19 protein-coding genes are annotated in these 20,565 nt (G+C 27.7%); 17 read left to right on the top strand and 2 right to left on the bottom strand.

Annotation, left to right across the window (positions count from 1 at the left end; all coding sequences use genetic code 11):
- Positions 1-40: 40 nt before the first annotated feature.
- The 13 genes from CHTY_RS01770 (at position 41) to CHTY_RS01710 (ending at position 11,753) form a co-directional block, all read left to right on the top strand.
- Positions 41-952, top strand: a complete 912-nt coding sequence (locus CHTY_RS01770; protein WP_203552212.1) for an RluA family pseudouridine synthase — start codon at positions 41-43, stop codon at positions 950-952.
- Between the two features lie 41 nt (positions 953-993).
- Positions 994-1,695: an ATP-binding cassette domain-containing protein gene (locus CHTY_RS01765; protein ID WP_203552211.1), complete on the top strand. Its 702-nt coding sequence runs from the start codon at positions 994-996 to the stop codon at positions 1,693-1,695.
- Positions 1,696-1,750: 55 nt separating this feature from the next.
- Positions 1,751-2,806 (top strand): MetQ/NlpA family ABC transporter substrate-binding protein, encoded by a 1,056-nt coding sequence (locus CHTY_RS01760; protein ID WP_203552210.1) that lies wholly within the window; start codon positions 1,751-1,753, stop codon positions 2,804-2,806.
- Between the two features lie 2 nt (positions 2,807-2,808).
- Complete coding sequence (locus CHTY_RS01755; protein ID WP_203552209.1) at positions 2,809-3,531, top strand: ABC transporter permease subunit; 723 nt, start codon at positions 2,809-2,811, stop codon at positions 3,529-3,531.
- 137 nt (positions 3,532-3,668) lie between these two features.
- A complete protein-coding gene (locus CHTY_RS01750; RefSeq protein ID WP_203552218.1) occupies positions 3,669-3,992 on the top strand; it encodes a cyclic-di-AMP receptor in 324 nt (107 codons plus the stop codon).
- A 67-nt stretch (positions 3,993-4,059) separates the two neighbouring features.
- Positions 4,060-4,278, top strand: coding sequence for a 30S ribosomal protein S15 (rpsO, locus tag CHTY_RS01745; RefSeq protein WP_203552208.1), 219 nt, complete (start codon positions 4,060-4,062; stop codon positions 4,276-4,278).
- Positions 4,279-4,430: 152 nt separating this feature from the next.
- Entirely contained in the window at positions 4,431-4,982 is a 552-nt protein-coding gene (locus CHTY_RS01740; RefSeq protein WP_203552207.1) for a DJ-1 family glyoxalase III, read from the top strand.
- A gap of 347 nt (positions 4,983-5,329) precedes the next feature.
- On the top strand, positions 5,330-5,797 hold the full coding sequence (gene rplM / locus CHTY_RS01735; RefSeq protein WP_203552206.1) for a 50S ribosomal protein L13: 468 nt from the start codon (positions 5,330-5,332) through the stop codon (positions 5,795-5,797).
- Between the two features lie 4 nt (positions 5,798-5,801).
- The gene (gene rpsI, locus CHTY_RS01730; RefSeq protein ID WP_203552205.1) at positions 5,802-6,194 is read left to right on the top strand and encodes a 30S ribosomal protein S9; all 393 of its coding nucleotides are present in this window, start codon (positions 5,802-5,804) and stop codon (positions 6,192-6,194) included.
- Between the two features lie 106 nt (positions 6,195-6,300).
- Positions 6,301-7,638, top strand: coding sequence for a glutamate--tRNA ligase (gltX, locus tag CHTY_RS01725; RefSeq protein ID WP_203552204.1), 1,338 nt, complete (start codon positions 6,301-6,303; stop codon positions 7,636-7,638).
- Between the two features lie 96 nt (positions 7,639-7,734).
- Entirely contained in the window at positions 7,735-9,051 is a 1,317-nt protein-coding gene (gene cysS / locus CHTY_RS01720; protein ID WP_203552203.1) for a cysteine--tRNA ligase, read from the top strand.
- A gap of 64 nt (positions 9,052-9,115) precedes the next feature.
- Positions 9,116-9,727, top strand: coding sequence for a nitroreductase family protein (locus CHTY_RS01715; protein WP_203552202.1), 612 nt, complete (start codon positions 9,116-9,118; stop codon positions 9,725-9,727).
- A 433-nt stretch (positions 9,728-10,160) separates the two neighbouring features.
- Positions 10,161-11,753, top strand: coding sequence for an ABC transporter substrate-binding protein/permease (locus CHTY_RS01710; RefSeq protein ID WP_203552201.1), 1,593 nt, complete (start codon positions 10,161-10,163; stop codon positions 11,751-11,753).
- Between the two features lie 136 nt (positions 11,754-11,889).
- Here CHTY_RS01710 and CHTY_RS01705 read toward each other — a convergent pair whose 3' ends face one another.
- Entirely contained in the window at positions 11,890-12,282 is a 393-nt protein-coding gene (locus CHTY_RS01705) for a hypothetical protein (protein ID WP_203552200.1), read from the bottom strand.
- 128 nt (positions 12,283-12,410) lie between these two features.
- Positions 12,411-15,350, bottom strand: coding sequence for an excinuclease ABC subunit UvrA (uvrA, locus tag CHTY_RS01700; RefSeq protein WP_203552199.1), 2,940 nt, complete (start codon positions 15,348-15,350; stop codon positions 12,411-12,413).
- Positions 15,351-15,838: 488 nt separating this feature from the next.
- Between uvrA and CHTY_RS01695 the strand changes: the two genes are divergently transcribed.
- The 4 genes from CHTY_RS01695 to CHTY_RS01680 all read left to right on the top strand — a co-directional run bounded on the left by CHTY_RS01695 (position 15,839) and on the right by CHTY_RS01680 (position 20,391).
- Complete coding sequence (locus tag CHTY_RS01695) at positions 15,839-17,071, top strand: hypothetical protein (RefSeq protein ID WP_203552198.1); 1,233 nt, start codon at positions 15,839-15,841, stop codon at positions 17,069-17,071.
- 344 nt (positions 17,072-17,415) lie between these two features.
- Entirely contained in the window at positions 17,416-18,018 is a 603-nt protein-coding gene (locus CHTY_RS01690) for a hypothetical protein (RefSeq protein WP_203552197.1), read from the top strand.
- A complete protein-coding gene (locus CHTY_RS01685; RefSeq protein WP_203552196.1) occupies positions 17,978-18,361 on the top strand; it encodes a hypothetical protein in 384 nt (127 codons plus the stop codon). The genes CHTY_RS01690 and CHTY_RS01685 overlap by 41 nt, the downstream gene beginning before the upstream one ends.
- Before the next feature lie 368 nt (positions 18,362-18,729).
- The gene (locus tag CHTY_RS01680; protein ID WP_203552195.1) at positions 18,730-20,391 is read left to right on the top strand and encodes a hypothetical protein; all 1,662 of its coding nucleotides are present in this window, start codon (positions 18,730-18,732) and stop codon (positions 20,389-20,391) included.
- Positions 20,392-20,565: the final 174 nt, after the last annotated feature.

Here is a 20,565-nt window from a genome sequence, read left to right as displayed (position 1 = left end):
TCAACTATGCATCTTATTTTGATTCCAAAAGGTCTTTGATATGATTCTAAAACAAGATTTTATAATTTCTCAAAACGAATCACTACAACGTTTAGATCATTTTTTAACCCTAAAAACAACTTTTAATAAAAGCAAATGTCAACAATTGATTTTATCTAAGCATGTTTTAGTTAACGATAACCCTTCTAAAAAAAGTTATTTACTTAAACAAAATGATATAGTTACAATTGATGTTTTAGAGTCTCCCCCAATTCCTAAAATTCAACAACCTTATAATCTTAATTTAGAGATTATTTATGAAGATCCTTATTTGGCTGTCATTAATAAACCCGCTAATTTAGTGGTTCATCCTTCTTTAAGTTTTCAAGGATTAACTTTAGTAAATGGATTATTGTATCAAATTAAAACTTTAAGTTGTTTGGATACCCTAAGACCAGGAATTGTTCATCGGTTAGATAAAAATACTACTGGTTTAATGTTAATAGCTAAAAATAATGATGTTAGTCAAAAATTACAACAAGCTTTTAAAAATCGCACTATTAAAAAGATTTATCAAGCTTTAATTGAAGGTTTTTTAGAAGATCGAGGAACTATTGATTTACCTATTTCAAGGCATCCTCATCATCGTTTAAAAATGACAGTTTTAGCACAAGGTAAAAAAGCTATTACTCATTTTACGACTTTAAAACGATTTCATGCTTATTCTTTGATGGAATGTCTTTTAGAAACAGGAAGAACGCATCAATTAAGAGCTCATTTTGCATACTTAAAACATCCTATTGTAGGGGATCAACTTTATGGTTCGCAAAGTTATAATACTGATTTAGGTCAGTTTTTACATGCTCAAAAAATAATTATGCAACATCCTATTACTCATCAAAAAATGGTTTTCAAAGCCCCCTTACCTTTTAATTTCGAACAATTAATTGCTAATTTAGAAAATAACTGTTAAACATATAAAAAACAATTGAAGCAATTAAGGAAATAACCTATATGATTAAGATTAATAATCTTTTCAAAACTTTTATAGTTAATCAAAACCCTATTCCAGTATTAAAAAATATTACTTTATCAATTGCTAAAGGAGAAATTTTTGGTTTGGTCGGTTCATCTGGTTCTGGTAAAACTACTTTATTAAAAATTATTAATGGTTTTTTACTACCAGATGAAAACCTTGATCAAACAATTAATAAAAGTTTTAATCATCTTGAAAGTGCTATGATTTTTCAAAATTTTAATCTTTTGAATAATTTAAATGTATTTGATAATATTGCTTTACCTTTAAAAATTAGAAATGTTACCAAAGATGATATTAAATATAAAGTTAATCAAATGTTAACATTTGTCGGTTTATCCTCTTTTGCTACCTCTTATCCTAAAACTTTATCTGGCGGACAGCAACAACGGGTTGCAATCGCCAGAGCTTTAGTTTATCGTCCCAAGATTGTCTTTTGTGATGAACCTACTTTTGCTCTTGATGAAATTACTAGTCAAGAGATATTAAAATTACTATACCAAATTAATAATCAATTTAAAACAACTATTGTGTTAATATCTCATAATGTTGCCTCCATTAAAACCTTATGTCATCGAGTAGCTATTTTAGAACAAGGAGAATTAAAACAAATTATTGGGCAAACACCTTCTTTGAACTTTCAAGCAATTTCTTATCAAAATATTTTTAATATGAGATGAGTTTTGTTTGTTGATTCCTTAAATAAATTATTTTAGAAATGACTTTTTATTTGATATGTTTACTTTTTTTATTCCCCTTTTACAAAAACTTAAAAAAAATATCTTGCCTGTTGTCTTAATCATCTCTTTGTTATTAAACCTTCTTTTAGTTTATTTTTTATGGCGCCTTGATCCCCCTCAAACCCATCCTTTATCTTTTTCTCCTAAAATAAAAGTAGCCACTGCATTGCCTAATGTGAGAGCTTTTTTAGAAGGTAGCGTACAAAAACGTTTAAAAGAATATCATAATATTACTTTAGAAGTTTTATATTTACCTGGAGATTCTTTTTTTCAAACTGATTCTTTGCTAGCCAATAAAGAAGTAAATGCTAAACTAGATGCTCACATTCATCATTTAAATATTGCAAATAGTAAATTAAAATTAGTTGACACTCCTAATCAATTAACTTTTATTCAAGCTACTTATTTAGCTAAATTTGGACTTTTTGCTTTAAAAGATCAAGGTTTTACCAATGTATCTGATTTAAAAACCTTTAAACAAACACATCCTCATGAAAAATTAAAAATTTTAATATCTAGTGATAACTTTCAAAAATCATTATCTCTTTGTGTCTTAGAACAATTAGGGATTATTAAAAAAAAGGATTCAAAGCAAGCATTAACATTGCAACAATCCTTTGAATTATATCCTTCCTTATTTGAAAGTGCGCCGGGTTTTCCTGAAATTGAATATGAAACTGCTGAATTAATGGAAATCTCCTCTCAATTTAAAAATGGTAATTATCATTTATGCCTACAATATCCTACTCTTATGGGTAATTTAAGCAATCTTGTTCAAAGCATAGCAACTCTTCAAAAACCAACTGATTTAAAAGATCCTATTTACTCTTATACTATTTCTTTAGTGGCTCGTAAAGATAACGAAACTTCTCAAGAAATTAAAATTTTACAAGATGTTTTAAAACAAGATATGATTATTAAACAAGCTCAAACTGATATTTTTAAAGAAGCTAATTATTATATGATTCCAAGCCAAGATATTGATTCATTAAGTGCTAACATTAAAGCTACATATTTAGGTAAAACTACTTCTGCTATTAGGAATGCTTAAAAATGCCCTCCTTTTTCACCATTCTTGGAAAAGTCTTGTTTTATCAAGAATCCAATAAATATTTATTTTGGCAAGCTTTAGGCGAAACTCTTAAAATTACAATTTGCTCAACCTTACTATCTTTTTTAATAGGTCTTGCTTTAGGAATTTACTTATATTTATGTAAAATACAAAATTATCATAAAAAATATTTAATCATCAATACTATCATTAATCTTTTAATTGCTACTCCTTTTATTCTATTAATTGTTTTATTTATTGAATTTTTGTGGCGTCCTTTGTTAGGCAATAGTTGGTCTTATGGTTTTAAAGTTAGCTTACTTTCATTAACTTTAATTTTAACTCCTCTTTTTGCTCGTCATTGTGAACAAATTTTTATGACTGTTAATCAAGAATTGTATCAAACATCAGATAGCTTAGGCGCTTCTAAATTGCAATTTATCTTTTTTTTCGTATTAAAAGAAGCTCGTTCTGATATTATCTTGAAAGTGGCTTCCCTTTTTGTCACCTCCTTAGCCTACTCTTCTGTTTTAGGGATTATAGGTCATATGGGACTTGGTCAATTAGCTATTTCTCGTGGATATTTAGGAGAACTGTTTGTACGCGAAATCCATGGTTTTAATAATTTAGATTTAATTTTAACAGTTTTATTAATAATGTTTATTTTAACTCAAATAGTTCAATTAATCACCCATTTTATCGCTTTAAAATTAGATAAACGTTGAGTTATCATAATTACTAATTTAATCAATAACTTCCTTCTTCCCAATATCTATCCCCCCCTTTAATTTAATTTTTCATTCTTTTTTAACATTTTTTTATCAAAATTCAAAAAATAAGGTATAATATTTTTGTGGATCATATGAAATTAATTATAGCTATCGTTAATAGTAACGATGCGAACAAAGTACAAACAGTTTTAATAGAAAATAGTTTTTTTACTACTCGTTTAGTTACTCAAGGTGGTTTTTTAAAAAAGGCCAATGCTACTTTTATATTGGGTGTAAGAGAAGATCAAGTAAGTAAGGTTTTAGATATTATAGGTAAACATTCTCACAAAAAGACACAGATGATTCCTAATAACATTATGAACCAATTTTCAGCTTATAGTTCTTTACCTACAGAAGTTTCTATTGGTGGTGCTACTATTTTTGTATTAAATGTTGATCAATTTTGTAAAGTTTAAGAACAAATTACTATTTTAATTATCAAACTCATAACTTATTAAATTTAATAAATAAGGAGGTTTTTTCATGGCGTTAACAAAACAACAAAAAAAAGAAATTATTGAAAAAAACGCTAGTTTTGCAAAAAATACAGGTTCTTCTAAAGTTCAAATTGCCATTTTAGCAGAAGAAATTAAGCAATTAAGTGAACATCTTAAAAAGCACCCTCATGATTTTCATTCTAAAAGAGGTCTTTTTATGAAAACTAGCAAAAGACGTAATTTATTAAAATATTCAGGAAAATAAATGCATTTATTCTAATACCACAAAAAATTGTTTTTTTGTGGTATTTTTCTATTTGATTATCATTTCATTAAAATATTTTAAGAATTTATCTTTTTAAGTTAAAAAATAATTATAATTATCAAATAAGAACATCAAAAATTAAAAGGAGATATATGAAAGGGTTAAAAGGATTATTAGTTTTATATGATGGTTTTGAAGATTGCGAAGCTTTAGTGACTAGAGCTTTATTAAAACGTGCTTCTTTGCCTCTTACTGCCGCTACTTTAAATGAATCGTTAGAAGTTACTTCTTCTAGTGGACTTAGTGTGAAAGCAGATTGTAATTTAAGGAATCAAGAAGTTGAAGTTTTTGACTTTTTAGTCATTCCAGGTGGACCTTATGTAGTTGCATTAATTGAAAAAGAAACTTTCTTGCTTCAAGTAATTAAAAAATTTGTTAAAGCAGACAAAATCATTGGAGCTATTTGTGCAGCACCGATGTTTTTAGGAAAATTAGATTTATTAATTAAACATTCTTTTACTTGTTTTCCTGGTTGTCAAAATTTTATTTCAGGAGATTATTTACCTTCTAAAAAAGCTGTGATTAGTGGTAATTTTGTTACTTCTCGTTCTCCTATTACTGTTTTTGATTTTGTTTTTGCTTTGGTAGAATCCCTTCGCGGAAAAAATACTGCTTTAGCTTTTCAAAAATCCCTTAATGTGTAGCTGATTATCAATTGCGTCAACAAACATTTTATTTTTTCACCAGTAAAACAAAACAGATTTAAACTTGTCAATACGATCAATCTAATTTATTTTTTTGATAAATTGTTATACAAAACCATAATATACCATGTTTTGTTGTTCATATATCTTGACTTAATCTTCTTTTTATAGTAAAATATTAAAGAACATTGAGAAAAGAAGAAATTGTAGTTGACAATACATTCAAATTATTTCGCATTATCAATTTTTAAAAATATTTTTTCTATTGTAATTATTTCAAATTAAAAATATCTAATCTAATCTAATTTCATATCATATTTTTTTGGAACAAATAAGGAGAAAATTTCATGATTATACCAAAATCACAAGCACAATCTCAAAACAGTCATAAAACTTTAATGGCCAATAACTCCACAATTACACGTAAATGGCATTTAGTCGATGCGAAAGGTAAAACCTTAGGTCGATTAGCTACTCAAGTAGCTGCTGTTTTAAAGGGCAAAAATAAAACCCATTATACTCCACATGTGGATAATGGTGATTATGTTATTGTTATCAATGCTTCTCAAATACATTTAACTGGTAAAAAATGGGCTCAAAAAAATTATTATAAGCATTCAGGATATCCAGGAGGATTAACTAAAGTGACTGCTTCAGAAATGATGCGTAAATTCCCTATTAGAATGGTTGAAAAAGCTATTTTAGGGATGATCCCGCACACTAAATTAGGTTCTCAAATTGGTAAAAAATTATTTGTTTATCCCCAAGCAAATCATAATCATCAAGCTCAAAAACCAGAAATCTTAGAGGTTTAATTTCATGCAAAAACTAAATTATTGTGGCACAGGACGTCGCAAGAGTGCTGTGGCAAGAGTTATTTTAACTAGTGGAACTGGGAAAATAACTATAAATACTAAAGATTTTCAAAAATATTTACCATCGCCTGCAACGCGTTTAGAAATGTTGCAACCTTTGCACATAACTGAAAAAAGAGAAGCATATGATGTTCGCGTTAACGTCAATGGCGGTGGCCTTTCTGCTCAAGCCGGAGCTATTCGTTTAGGCATCGCCCGTGCTTTATTAGAAAATATACCAGAATTAAGAACTATCCTTAAAAAAGCCGGTTTGTTAACCCGCGATGCTCGTTGTGTGGAACGTAAAAAATACGGTTTGAAAAAAGCTCGTCGTGCTCCACAATTCTCAAAACGTTAATATAGTTAATATGAAAAAGAACTTTGCTAAAAAGCTCTTTTTTTTATAAATATGACACTTATTTTTGTTTGCAAATTATCATCTTCCAAAAGAGAAAGTCTGGCCTATGACTAAAATAAGAGTTCGTTATGCTCCCAGTCCTACTGGGTTTTTACATATCGGTAATGCTCGAACCGCTTTATTTAATTATTTATTCGCTAAACATCATCAAGGCGATTTTATTATTAGAATAGAAGACACTGATCTTTTACGCAATGTTCCTAATGGTGAAGCTTCACAGTTAAAAAATTTACGTTGGTTAGGGATTAATTGGGACGAAGGCCCTGATATTAAAGGCCCTTTTGGTCCTTATCGTCAATCAGAAAGATTAGCTATTTATCGCAATTATGCTTTACAATTAGTACAACAAAATTTAGCTTATCAAGAGTTAACCCCAGATAAAAAATCCTTTGCTATTAGATTTCGTGTTCCTGAAAATCAAACTTTTACTTTTCATGATTTAATTCGAGGTCCCTTAACTTTTTTAAGTAAAGAGATTGAAGATTGGGTTATTCTTAAATCCAATGGTTATCCTTCTTATAACTTTGCCGCCGCTGTTGATGATCATTTAATGCAAATTTCTCATATTTTCCGAGGAGAAGAACATATCACCAATACTCCTAAGCAAATTATGGTTTATCAAGTTTTTAATTGGTCAATTCCAGTATTTGCTCATATGACTTTAATTTTGAATCAACAGAAAAAAAAGCTTAGCAAAAGAGATTATGATGTCTTGCAATTTATTGAATCTTATGATGATTTAGGTTATCTTCCACAATCTTTATTTAATTTTTTAGCACTTTTAGGCTTCTCTCCTTCAGGTAATCAAGAAATTTTAACCCCTGAAGAACTAATTGCCCTTTTTGATACCACTCGTTTAAATAAAGCTCCTGCTATGTTTGATAAAACTAAATTAGATTTTTTAAATAATCATTATTTAAAGCAGTTACCTCTTGATAATTTAGTTTCTTTTATTATCAATAAAAATTACTTACAAAATACCTGTGCACAAGCAACTAATAAAGAATGGTTATCTCAATTTGTAGCTTTATTCAAGGATCGCATGCATTATATCAAGCAAGTAAAGGATTTTTATCATTTGTTTTTTTCAAAAACCCCTTCTTTATCCCAAGAAGCACAAGATTATTTAAAAAGCAATCCTCAAACCATCCTTATTTTAGAAAAGTTTCAACAGGCTTTTAAAGCAATTGATTTTGAAAAAGATACTATTGCAACACTTATTAAAAAAGTCGCTCAAGAAAGTAATTTCCCCAAGAAAAACCTTTTTATGGCTTTGCGCATTGGTACTACTTATCAAATGCAAGGTCCTAGTTTACCACCTCTTTTAACATTATTAGGAAAAAAACAAGTTCTTAATAATTTATCTCAATTATTAAAACAATAAGATTATTTTATTTTTAGTTAAACATTTCCTCTTCTTTTGTTTTTTGTTTTGGCAACAGTTTTGGTATATTTTTCTAAAATCAAAAGGACTGCTAACATGTTAAAAATTTATAATTCTTTAACAAAAAAAAAACAACTTTTTCAATCTTTACATCCTTTTTTGGTGAATATGTATGTATGTGGACCCACTGTTTATAATCATCTCCATTTGGGAAACACTAGACCTTTAATCTTTTTTGATATTGTTAAAAGGTATTTACAAATATTAGGGTTTGAAGTTCGCTATGCCGTCAATATTACTGATATTGATGATAAAATTATTGCCTCTGCTTCAAAAACACAGATTTCAGAACATCTTTTAACTCAAAAATATATTCAAGCTTTTCGGGAACTTCTAAATTCATTAGATTTGCAACCTATTAATTTTCAACCTCAAGCAACCAAGTATATTACATCTATGATTGCCTATATTCAAGAATTATTGAATAAAGGTTTTGCTTACTTCACAGATCAAGGAATATATTTTCGTATATCTAAAATTTCTGATTATGGTAAATTAAAATATCAAGATTTGTCTCAATTAAAGCAAAACGCCCGTAAACAGTTAGATCCTCAAAAAGAGCATCCTGGTGATTTTATTTTGTGGAAAAAAACCACTCAAGGGATTCAATATGAAAGTCCTTGGTTTTTAGGAAGACCTGGGTGGCATACTGAATGTGTTGCTATGATTGATCAAATTTTTGCCACTGTTTTAGATATTCATGGTGGTGGGACTGATTTAAAATTCCCTCATCATGAAAATGAAATAGCTCAAGCTCAAGCGCATAGTGGTCGCCCTTTAGCTAATTTTTTTATGCATGTAGCCAGATTAGATTATCAAAATCAAAAAATGTCTAAATCTTTAGGGAATGTTGTTTGGTGTCGCGACTTATTGCAACAATTTAACCCCTCTATTATCAAGCTTTTTCTTTTAAACACTCATTATCGAAAACCTATTAATTTTAATTATTCTTTAATGGAGCAATTTCGCATCAAATATCATAAAATTATTACTTTCTTCACCAAAAACTATTTTTATTTGAAATTACATCATGGTTTATCCTCCCTCCACCAAACTACTATTCTTAATGATTTTCATCAGTTAATGCAAGATGATTTTGCCACTCACAAAGTGATTGATTTAATTGAACAAACTATTAAAAAAGCTTATCAAAGTAAAGAAATCACCCTTTTATCTCAATATCATAATACTTTGTTATTAATTTTTGATATTTTAGGAATCCGTATAGATTTTTTGCAAGCTACTTTAAGTGATTGTCAAACTTATCATTTGTGGCAACAAGCAAGACAAAACAAAGATTTTGCTCAAGCAGACCTTTTGCGACAAACCTTGCTCGATAAAGGTTTAATCTAAAAAAGCGTTAATTTTCTCATAAAATACAATTAAAATAATTCAAAGTTTAAAGGAAAATCATCATATGAGTATATTAACAACTAGAAAAGCTGTTAAAGTGTTTCAAAAAAATCATCAAATATCACGTCATATCTTAAATCAAATTTTAACAGATACGATGAAAGCCCCTTCCTCCTTCAACTTACAACCTTGGCATTTTGTAGTTATTGAAACGATTGCTGGTAAGAAAAAATTGCAACCTTGTTTATACGGCAATCAAAGTCAATTAGAAACTAGTTCCGCTATGATTTTGATTTTAGGTAATACCCAAAAAAACGAGACTAAAGAAGCCATCTTAAGACCATCTTTTGCTCTTCAAAAAATACCAACAGATATTCAAAATCAATTATTAAAACGGATTCACCTTGTCTATTCTAATCAAACTAAAACAGAATTACAAAATGAACTTTTTTTAGAATGTGGCATAGTGGCTTTACAATTGATGTTAGCAGCTCAAAGCTATGGTTATGATACTTGTCCTATAGGAGGGTTTAATCATAAGATTATCAATCAAATCCTAAGTATTGATCCTAAATACATCCCCACTTTAATTGTTGCTATAGGAAAACCTCTTTCTTCACATCAAACATCAGATACTTTTAGATTACCATTTAATCAAATAACTACTTATTTATAAATATTACCATTTACTCTTTGAAATGACTTTTAGCTGATTTATTTTTATACACTTACAAAAAAGAATTCATCTTTTTTGTAAGTTTTTATTGTTTATATCCTCATTTTATTTTTAATGATAATCTCGATAATATTTTCACTTAACTTATTGACAAAGTTTTTAATCCATGATATACTAGAAACAATCAATTAAACAATCATTTCCCTTTTTCTAAATCATTCTTTTATGTTTAATGATTATTAGTATATTTAATTGCTTACCCTTGTTCTAAATATTTTGTTATATCATTTGGGGTTTTCTCGATCCAATGAGATAATTAATATTATGAAAAGAGGTTAGGATTACTTTATGTTTATTATTTGATGATGTTGCTATTTATGTTTTGGTAAATTATTTAAACAACAAGGAAATAGAAAGGTTAATTTAAAACAATATGATAAATGTAAATTTAATTAAAGAAAAGTTTAGGAGTCATTTTAAAAAAATATTAATTATTGTCATTAGTTTATTATTTGTCACAGCGATTCATGTAAGATTACATTATATGTCTCCTGCTGCTAAGAATCAAGCATCTAGGGAAAATGCAATTATTTTAGGTGTTGTCAATTGCTCTCCTCCTGTAGCTTTTGATGGTTCCAATGTTGTAAAACCAGATTACAAAGTACAAACTACCAATGGTGAATATGTAAGTGGTTCTGATGTTATTTTCTTCAAAGAAGTAGCTAAAGAAATGGGAAAAGAATTACAAGTCAAAGCATATAGTGGGGTTCAAGGGGTTTTAAATGATCTTGACCAAGGTATTATTGATTGTGCTATGGGCATGATGAATGTAACTGATGACAGAAAAGAAAAGTTTGATGCAGTTGCATATTATCCTGCAAGTACGAAAATTTTATTTAAAAAAAATTCTCAGGCATCAAATTTGTTTGCTGCCAATAAAGATAAAATTACGTGGGATTTGATTATCCAAGAAAAAGTTAAGGCAACTGTCATAAGTGGCAGTGAATATTATCGCCAATTAGAAAAAGAAGGACATCAAGAAAATATCCGATCAAGCGATGATCACAATGGTTGTTTGAATAAATTAGAACAAGATGAAGTGGCAGTTTATATAAGTGATAACCTTATCATAGATGCTGCAACAAAACAACCAAAATATCAAAATGATTATCAATCAGCTAAAATGTCAGGAGACGTTTTGCCATTAGGGATTTATCTCCAAAAAAATAAATCTGAATTAAAGAAATCATTAGACGATTGTATTAAAAAAGTCAAAGCCAAGAGTAACAACGAATATAAAGATGGATATGATTATTATTTTGATATAGCTTGTAACATGGAACAATCCAAACCTACTATTTGGAGAAAATTATTGACATATGAAAAAGGATTATATTACTCTTTGCTGCTATCTTTTTATGGTTTAATTGTGGGATTTGTTTTAGCTTTATTATGTTTGAAGCTAAAAACTTTATCCTTGGTTACAGGCAAACAAACTCGTATGACCAAAATGCTTGCTTTATTAATAGATGGAATAGTTTGTTTGTTTAAATCAATTCCTGTTATACTTCAAACTTTCTTAATTTATAATTTATTCATAAGAACTAATATACCTTTATTTAAAGGTAATTTAGGTACTTTTGCTGTTGGATTAATTATTATTGTTTTAAATACTGGGTTTAATTTAGCTTTTATTATGATCAATCATGCTCAATTCTTAGATAAAGAACAAACTAGAGCAGGTCATGCTTTGGGTATGAACGATAAACAAGTTTTCAAATATATTATTTTTGCACAAACTTTGACAAGAACTGTTCCTTCTTTATGGAATCAATTTATTATCAACATCAAAGATACTGCTTTGTTTTCAGTAATTGGTTTAGCAAGTCTTTTATGGTCGGCTCAAAGAAATGCATCAGTAAATTATGATACTATTACTCCTTTTTTAGTTGTAAGTGTTTTTTATTTAGTATTAACCTTTATTACTTCTTTGTTAAGCCGTATTAAATTTAATAAAAACAAATAATAATATTTTAAAATTCATTATTAAGACCAACTTTAATTCAAAGTTGGTCTTTTTGGTCTCCAAACAACTAACAAACTAATTAAAAAAAGAAAAAAGACTCTCCTAAGAGAGTCTTGTGATTATTCCTTAACTTTTTTTATATTATTTTAACTTGAGGGACTAAATTAAACCTTACTTTTTTATTATGACCTTGTTTTTGAATGATATTATTTTTTAAAATAGAAGGCTTCTTTAAAGCTTGAATTTGTGATATTGCTAAATGTAATTGATAATTTTGTTGTTCTAATATTGTAATCTTTCTTCTTTCGTTAATGGTCCCTTCTTTTAAAATTTTTTTACGAAGTTTAACAATTTCTTCTAATAATGCTTTTTTATCTAATAAAAGTTGTAGTAATTTTATTTCTTCTTCTTGATATACTTGTTTATCTGGCTTATTTTCCATTCCCATGACATAGTTTTTAGTAGTTAACACTAATCCTATTAACATGATTAAAATAATCTTCATTATTTCTTTTTTTAATTTTATCAATCTTATAAAAATTCCTTTATATTAATTTGCTATTTTGTTTTCTCAAAAGAGAAGATATCGTTTTTCAAATTCAAATAATATCTATTTTTTTGAAAGCTCAGTTCAACTAAAAAGTCTAACCTTTTAGTCTAACTGAGGATCTTTTTTAAATATTTGCCTGTATAACTACTTTTGTGTTTGCTGATTTCTTCAGGGGTTCCTGTTGCTACTAAATAACCTCCTTTAGCTCCTCCTTCAGGTCCTAAATCAATAATATAATCAGCATTTTTAATAATATCTAAATTATGTTCAATGACGATAATAGTAGCATTTTGATCTACCATATGTTGTAAGACATCAATTAATTGTTTGACATCTTCTGAATGCAAACCAGTAGTCGGTTCATCTAGGATATATAAAGCCCCTTTAACAATACTTTTATTTAATTCACTAGCTAATTTGACTCTTTGTGATTCTCCTCCTGATAAAGTAGGAGATGATTGTCCTAATTTAATATATCCTAATCCTACTTTTTGTAATATTTCTAAGGGATGTTTAATTTTGGGATGGTTTTTGAAAAAAGTTACTCCTTCATCAATATTCATATTGAGGATATCTGCAATGCTTTTGCCTTTGTATTTAATTTTTAAAGTTTCTTTTTGATATCTTGTTCCTTGGCAACTTTCACATTTGACATAAACATCAGGTAAGAAATTCATAGAAATCTTTTTGACTCCGTCACCAGAACAAGCTTCGCATCTTCCTCCTTTGACATTGAAAGAAAAGCGTCCTTTTTGATAACCTTTGATTTGAGCTTCGGGGATTTGAGTATATAAATCTCTAATTTCGTCAAAAACGCCTGTATAAGTAACAGGATTGCTTCTAGGGGTTTTGCCGATAGGTGATTGTGATATTTCTACTATTTTGGTGATATGGTTAAAATCGTTAACTTTATTTGGTTCTATTGTTTGTTTTTCTTCTTTTTCTTGTAAGACACTATTGTGAAAATGATGTTGATTTTGAATTCCCAGTTGCAACCCCTTTAATAAAACATCATTGACTAAAGTAGATTTACCAGAACCAGATACTCCTGTTACTACTGTTAAATTTTCCATGGGGAAAGCAACATCAATGTTTTTTAAATTATTTTTACAAGCATTAGTAACTAATAAATATCTTTCATTAAAAGGTCTTCTTTGTTGAGGAATATTAATAGTAAGAGTACCAGCTAAATATTTTCCTGTTAAACTATTAGGATTTCGCATTACTTCTTGTGGTGTTCCTGCAGCTTGCACTTCTCCTCCTAAAAGACCTGCTTTAGGGCCAATATCAATTAAATAATCAGCTGCTAACATAGTATCATGATCATGTTCTACTACAATTAAAGAATTCCCTAAATGACACATTTTTTTTAAAGAATTAATTAATAAATCATTATCTTTTTGATGTAAACCAATTGAAGGTTCATCTAGCACATATAATACTCCTGATAATTTAGAACCAATTTGAGTAGCTAAACGAATTCTTTGAGCTTCTCCTCCTGATAAAGTGTTACCACTGCGTGCTAAGGTTAAATAACCAAGTCCAATTTCTTGTAAAAAGGTTAAACGTTGGATCACTTCTAAAAAAGCTAAATTAATAATTTTAGTTTCTTCAGGGGTTAGGGTTAATTCTTTTAAAAAGGTAATTAGTTCATCAATTGATAAAGTAGTTAATTCATAAATATTAAGATTATTAATTTTAAAGAGTAAAGCTCCTTGATTTAATTTTTGTCCTTGACAAATAGGGCATTTTTTTTCCATCATAAGATTATCTAAATAGTTATAATAACTTATTTGATGATAAGTTTGATTTTGATGATCTAAGGAATTTACAAATTGAAGAAGAGCATGATTGAATATTCCTTCAAAGAAATTAGTTTGACTTGATTTTTGAGCTTGCTTAGTTAAATCTTTTTGATTAGTATAAAAATATTCTTGTTGTTCTAAAGAACCATAAAGTAATATTTCTAACTTAGATGTTTCTAAGTACTTTAAAGGGATATTCATATCAATTTGATAATGTTTACATATTTGTTTAATTTTATCTTTTTGCTTCATTTCTTGGTTGATTAAAATAGCACCATCGTTTAAAGATTTGTTGATATCAATGATCTTTTCATAATTAATACGTCCTTTAACTCCTATTCCTTTACAATTGCTACATGCTCCTAAGGGAGTATTAAAGGAAAAGATACGTGCTTCTTTTAAAGGAACATCATAATCCATTCCTTCTAGATGATAATGACTGTTTAATTTTAAAATATGATTTTCCTTACCCCCCTTGTTATCATTATTTCCCTTGTGATTTTCCTTGTGATAAGGCATAACAAAGACTTTTCCTTGAGTTAATTTTAAGGCTTGCTCTAAGGCTTCATAAAGTCTTGTTTGATTATCTGCATTAATTAAGATACGGTCAACGACAACTTCAATGCTATGATATTGATTTTTGATTAAAGGTTTGGCTTCATTAATTAAACTTATTTCTTCATTAATCCGTACTCTTAAAAAACCATCTTGTAATAATTTGTCCAAAGTTTTTCTATGGCTCCCCTTTTGTCTTTCAATGATAGGGGCTAAAATGATAACCATAGTTTGATTGCATGTTTCTTCAATTTTAGTGATCATTTGTTCAATAGTTTGTTTTTCTAAAGCTATCTTTTTAAGAGGATGATAAGGGATACTAATATTAGCATAAATTAATCTTAAATAATCATAAATTTCAGTAATAGTTCCTACAGTAGAACGGGGATTATGAGAAGTAGTTTTTTGGTCAATGCTAATAGAAGGGCTTAAACCTTCAATGCTATCAACATCTGGTTTTTCAAAATTACCTAAAAATTGTCTAGCATAAGCACTTAATGATTCAACATATCTTCTTTTACCTTCTTGATATAGGGTATCAAAAGCTAAAGAGGATTTACCAGAACCAGATAATCCAGTAATGACAACTAGTTTATTTTTAGGAATATCAAGATTAATGTTTTTTAAATTATTTTCGCGTGCACCGCGGATTTTAATGAATTGATGATACTCTTTTGTTTTCTTCATTCCTCTTTGTTCCCTTTTTTAATGTGTACCAATCATTATAACAAAAAAGATAGTTTCCGTGTATAATATAATTAATAACATCATTATTATCATTTGATAATAAGGAAATAGAGAGTCAGTATTGTTGAATATTAAATAGTTAAATTATAGTATATCAAGTATAAATGTATATATTAAACGCTTATATATAAAGCATATAATAGTTACTAAGTATATATAAGTATTAGATATTATTATATATATGAATAGTATGTAAATAGTTACAAACAATATATAAAAAACCATTTAAACCCCTATATAAATACATATAAATATATAAATACATACGTACATGTTTATATATGCAAACATATATATAAATAATATACATACATACTATAAAATTAGAAATTAGAAATAGAAAGGTAAAATAAATAGTTTTTTTTGATATGACTTATTTTGGTAGTCATAATAAGCAATTAATTATAAAGAATAAAGTATATATCTTAATGATATTAATTAGTTTTATTATGTTTTTATTAGTTAATGTTTATCCCTTAGATAACTCCATTAATCAAGGAGATAAGGATAAGATAGAAGATAAGATACTTCCTTTACAAAGGGATTTATTAGGAATCCAAGATGATAGTAATGATACTATTATTAATCAAATATTATCTAAAGGAATTACTTTAAGTAAAGATGGTTTTAAGATTACTCCTTTGATGATAAATACTATTAGAATTCCTGCAGCAAAGGTATGCCATGATGATTGCTTGGGAAGTGTTATAGTAAGATACTATATCAAAGATAGTAAACCTTTGAAGTTAGAAAAATACTTAAAACCATTAGCAACTAAAATAACTTTATCTTTAGAAGAAAGGAAGAACCCTAATAAGCAATTATTATTAAATAAATTATTACAGATAGAAGATACATTAACTCTTGATGAATGTATACTTGTAAAGACTCGTTCTAATCATCTTAAAGTAAGATCAGAAAATGATGCTAAAAGAGTAGTAAGCCAAGAAGAAGTTATCTTTAATTATATTGATACTAAGGTTTTATTAGAAGAATTACTTAATAATAAAGAATTGGGTATAATAGATGATAACAAAGAAGACACCATTATAAATGCTATTTGCCAGAAGAATCCTGCTTTATTAAAAGATAATCTGACAGTTACTAAGATAAGAAATAATCAAGCACAAGTAGAATACCAAGGATGTGAAGATACTATTATAGTAACCTTTACAATACAACCTCTTATTATTATTACCAAGACTAATTTAGGGATTGTAGATAACATACAAGATACTACTATTATCGATGCTCTTCTTATTAATAATCCTGATTTATTAAAAGAGAAAGATAATCTTAGGGTGTTGAAGATAGAAACCAATAAAGCTTTTATTACTATTAAGCAACAAAAAGAACAAGCAGTCACTTTTATCTATATTAAACCTTCAATTAAAAAGAAATTAAAGAATAATCATCAAAATACTATTATTAACGCTTTATATGAAGAAAATCAAGGTTTAATTAAAGAGAGTATTAAAGTAATTAAGATAGAAACAAATAAGGCTTTAATTTCCTATGATAACTATCATACAACAGTTACATTTAAAATAAGAACGTTTTATACTTATCTTTTCTTTTTCCTCTTCTTTTTTTTCTTCCTTCTTTTAATCTTTCTAATTGCTATTATTATCATTAAAAGGAAAAACAAGTTAAATTCATAAAAATAACAAAAAACGTTCTCTCTTGTACATAATAAAAGTGAAGAAATGTGAAAACTGAAAAGAACGATTTTACATACAATTAATTTTAAACTTAAAAAAATAAATAAAATATTTAAAACAAAATAAACAATCCACTCTAACTCCCCAGAACTAATCTTGAAAAGATTAGTTCTTTTTTTATACCCCAGACTAATCTTCAGATTAGGCGTATCAACAATACACACAACACACACGTAACAACCTCCACTAAAAAACCCAAAGCCAAGCAATACTCTTGCAAAAAAAAAAAAAAGAGTATAATAGAAAATGTATGATTAAATACTAAATAAAGGAGAAATAAAAACATGAATTTTATTAAAATTAAAAACACATTAAAAAAACCAATTATCTTCATTTCAATTATTACCCTAACTACGGGAGCATTATTCGGTGGAGTATTCGCCATTAGTCAATATCACAAAACCAAAGAATCAACCGAAACTACAGTAAAATTAACCTCCAAACAAGACATCATCAAACTAGATAATGTTGGAACAAACTCTAACCTATCATTAACCCCTAAAGATGCCATCCTCTTTGACAACACAAAGGAAACCAAAGAAATATATCACCAAGCAAAAATAACCAATCAATCAAAAACAGGAAAATTACACCTAAAAATAGGTAAACACGAAATCAAAATAAAAAACGATAACGCAATCTTAAAAGAACAAGTAAACAGATTGTTAAACATTAAATATTACTACAACCAAAACGGAACAGAGACAGAATATAACAATTCAGATCAACCAACAATGAAACCCGGAGAAGCTAAAGACGTAACTATCAAAATAACCTTAAAGGAGGAAGAATTATCAGGTTTCACAGAAACTGACTTAAACACTTTTCGCAACGAATGGCATCAAAATGGAGTTAAAATTAACATACCAATTGAACTTGTTGAATAATGCCCCCAGTTTCCCATATCACAACAATATCGCTTCAACAACCATAGAATTCCACGCAAAACCCATCAAAAAAATCAATATATTCGAAGTCATAAAAAACTCGGAATACGAAATAAACCTCGACAACGACATCAAAACTTGCGCCAACAAAACCGAAGTAGAAAATGTTTTAAAAAAATACAATCTCGTTAATGAACGTTCAAAAAAATATCTATCCTGCAAAGAATCAGATTTCGTTTATAACCGAAATAAATATGTATACATCAAACCCACTCCCTTTGATGGAAACCCATATTACCATCCGCATGGTAAAATACTCCAAGTCTCCCCAGACTACAATTAACTCAGAACTAATCTTGAAAGATTAGTTCTTTTTTTATACCCCAGACTAATCTTCAGATTGGCCTTTTTTTAACATTTAAAGTACCAAAAAAATAAAATTTATCAACAAATATCAAATTAAGAATCCAAATTTTTATCAATAATTAATGTTTTAATGATGATTTAAATAAGTTATAATATAAGTGTATTTATTACTTTCTTGTTGTTTTAATATTTTAATTTTCTTTTATCCTCCCCCCTTTTAACTCTTTTTCTCTCACCTCTTTAAAAAAGAAGCAAAAAAGAAACAGTTAAACCCAAATAAATCAAAAAAAGATTTTAAATATTAGTTACTTTAAAATAGAAATTAAAAATAGAAATGTTTTGATAATGAATATTAATTTATTTTTAAAAAAACGTTGGATTGCCATTATTTTAATAATTTTATTGTTTTTTATGATTTTATTTTTTGATCTTACCGAATTCCTTAATTTTCCTAAGGTAAATAACAAAGAATTAGTAAATATTGATTCTGATGTACCTAAAAAAGAAGAAATTTTTATTGATAATAAAATTGATGAAAACTCGGAAATAGAAAAAGCACAATTAGAACAATTTAAAAAATTAGGATTTACTCTTCAAACTTTAACAAATCTTGGATACACTATTAATCAATTACAAAAAATGCAAAAAATAACTAATTGTATTAAAATCTTAAAAGAACAAGGGATCAATATTCAAGAATTAATTAAAAAAGGATATACTCTTGTACAATTAAAAAAATCAGGCTTTAGCGCCAAAGAGTTAAAAGCAGGAGGTTTATCTCTGCAAGAATTAAAATTAGCACATTATTCCTTGCAAAGTTTAAAAAATGCTGGTTATCTACCTCAAGAACTTATAGCAGTTGGTTATTTACCCCAAGATTTAAAACAAGCTGGTTACAACCCAAAAGAATTAATCAATTGGGGACTCGATAATAAGATTTTTCAGCAAATAGGTTTTAAAGCTAAAGATTTTAAAAAACATTTTGTTACTTTAGATGAATTAGAAAAAAAGGGATATAATGTCTTTAATTTGCTCCAAATTGGTTATAATCCTTTAGAATTAGCTTTTAAATATACTGTTAATAAAATCAAAATAGAAAGCGGATATACTGTTTTACAATTAAAACAAGCTGGCTTTAGTGCTAAAGAATTAATGCTTTATTTAGGGGTCACAACGAAAGAATTAAAAGATGCTGGCTTTAGTGCAGTTCAATTAAGATATTCAGGGTTAAATTTATATGATTTAAAATTAGTAGGTTATACTCCACAAGAATTAAAAGATGCTGGCTTTAGTGCTAAAAATTTAAAAGACTATGGTTATTCTTTAGAAGAAATTAAAAAAGCTTCATACTCAATAAAGCAATTATTTCAGGAAGCTTATTATACTCCACAAGAATTAAAAGATGCTTTCTTTAGTGCTGAGGAATTAAACCAAAATGGAATTTCAATCCCGCAATTAAGAGATGCTGGTTATTCTTTGGAACAACTTCAAAAATTACAATTAACAGCCCAAGAATTACGCGAATTAGGGCATACAGTCAAAGAATTAAAGGAGCAAGGCTTTTCCATTCAACAATTAGTTTTTGCGAAGGTTAGCATTCATGATTTAAAAGAAGCAGGTTATACCCTTCAAGAGTTAAAAAATGCTGGATTGACTATTCAAGAATTATTGAAAGCTGGATATAAATTAAAAGAATTAATTAAATTATCAAATATTGGCTTAGAATTAAGAAACCTTAAAATAACTCCTCAACAATGTTTAAATCTCAATTGCTCTTCTGATTTAATTAAAGAATTTGGTTATTCAATGCAAGAATTAAAAAAAATGGGTCTTTTAATTAAAACGACTCCCAATGGTTTTATTCAAAGTATTACTCAATTTAATCCCTTAACAGGGTTTAAAATTAGAACTAATTTTTTTGGAACATCAATTAAAACTTGCTTAATTAACCTTTATGATGTTCATGGTCGACTTTTTAAAACTTGCAAACCTCATTTAGAAGAATAATTAAAATGACTCCAAAAATTGCGCCAAAGCGCCAAAAGATAACAAAGTGATTGTTTCATGATTTGTGCAATCTCTTTTTATTTTTAAAAACAGATATGATCTATAAAGTTGCTCTATTTTTTTATCAAAAAAGCATTACAAACAATATTTAACAATTATTTAAAACCAATTAAA

It is taken from the genome of Candidatus Phytoplasma meliae (assembly GCF_016876135.2).
Note: the sequence above shows the minus strand (reverse complement) of the source record. Positions and strands in the feature narration are given on the sequence as shown.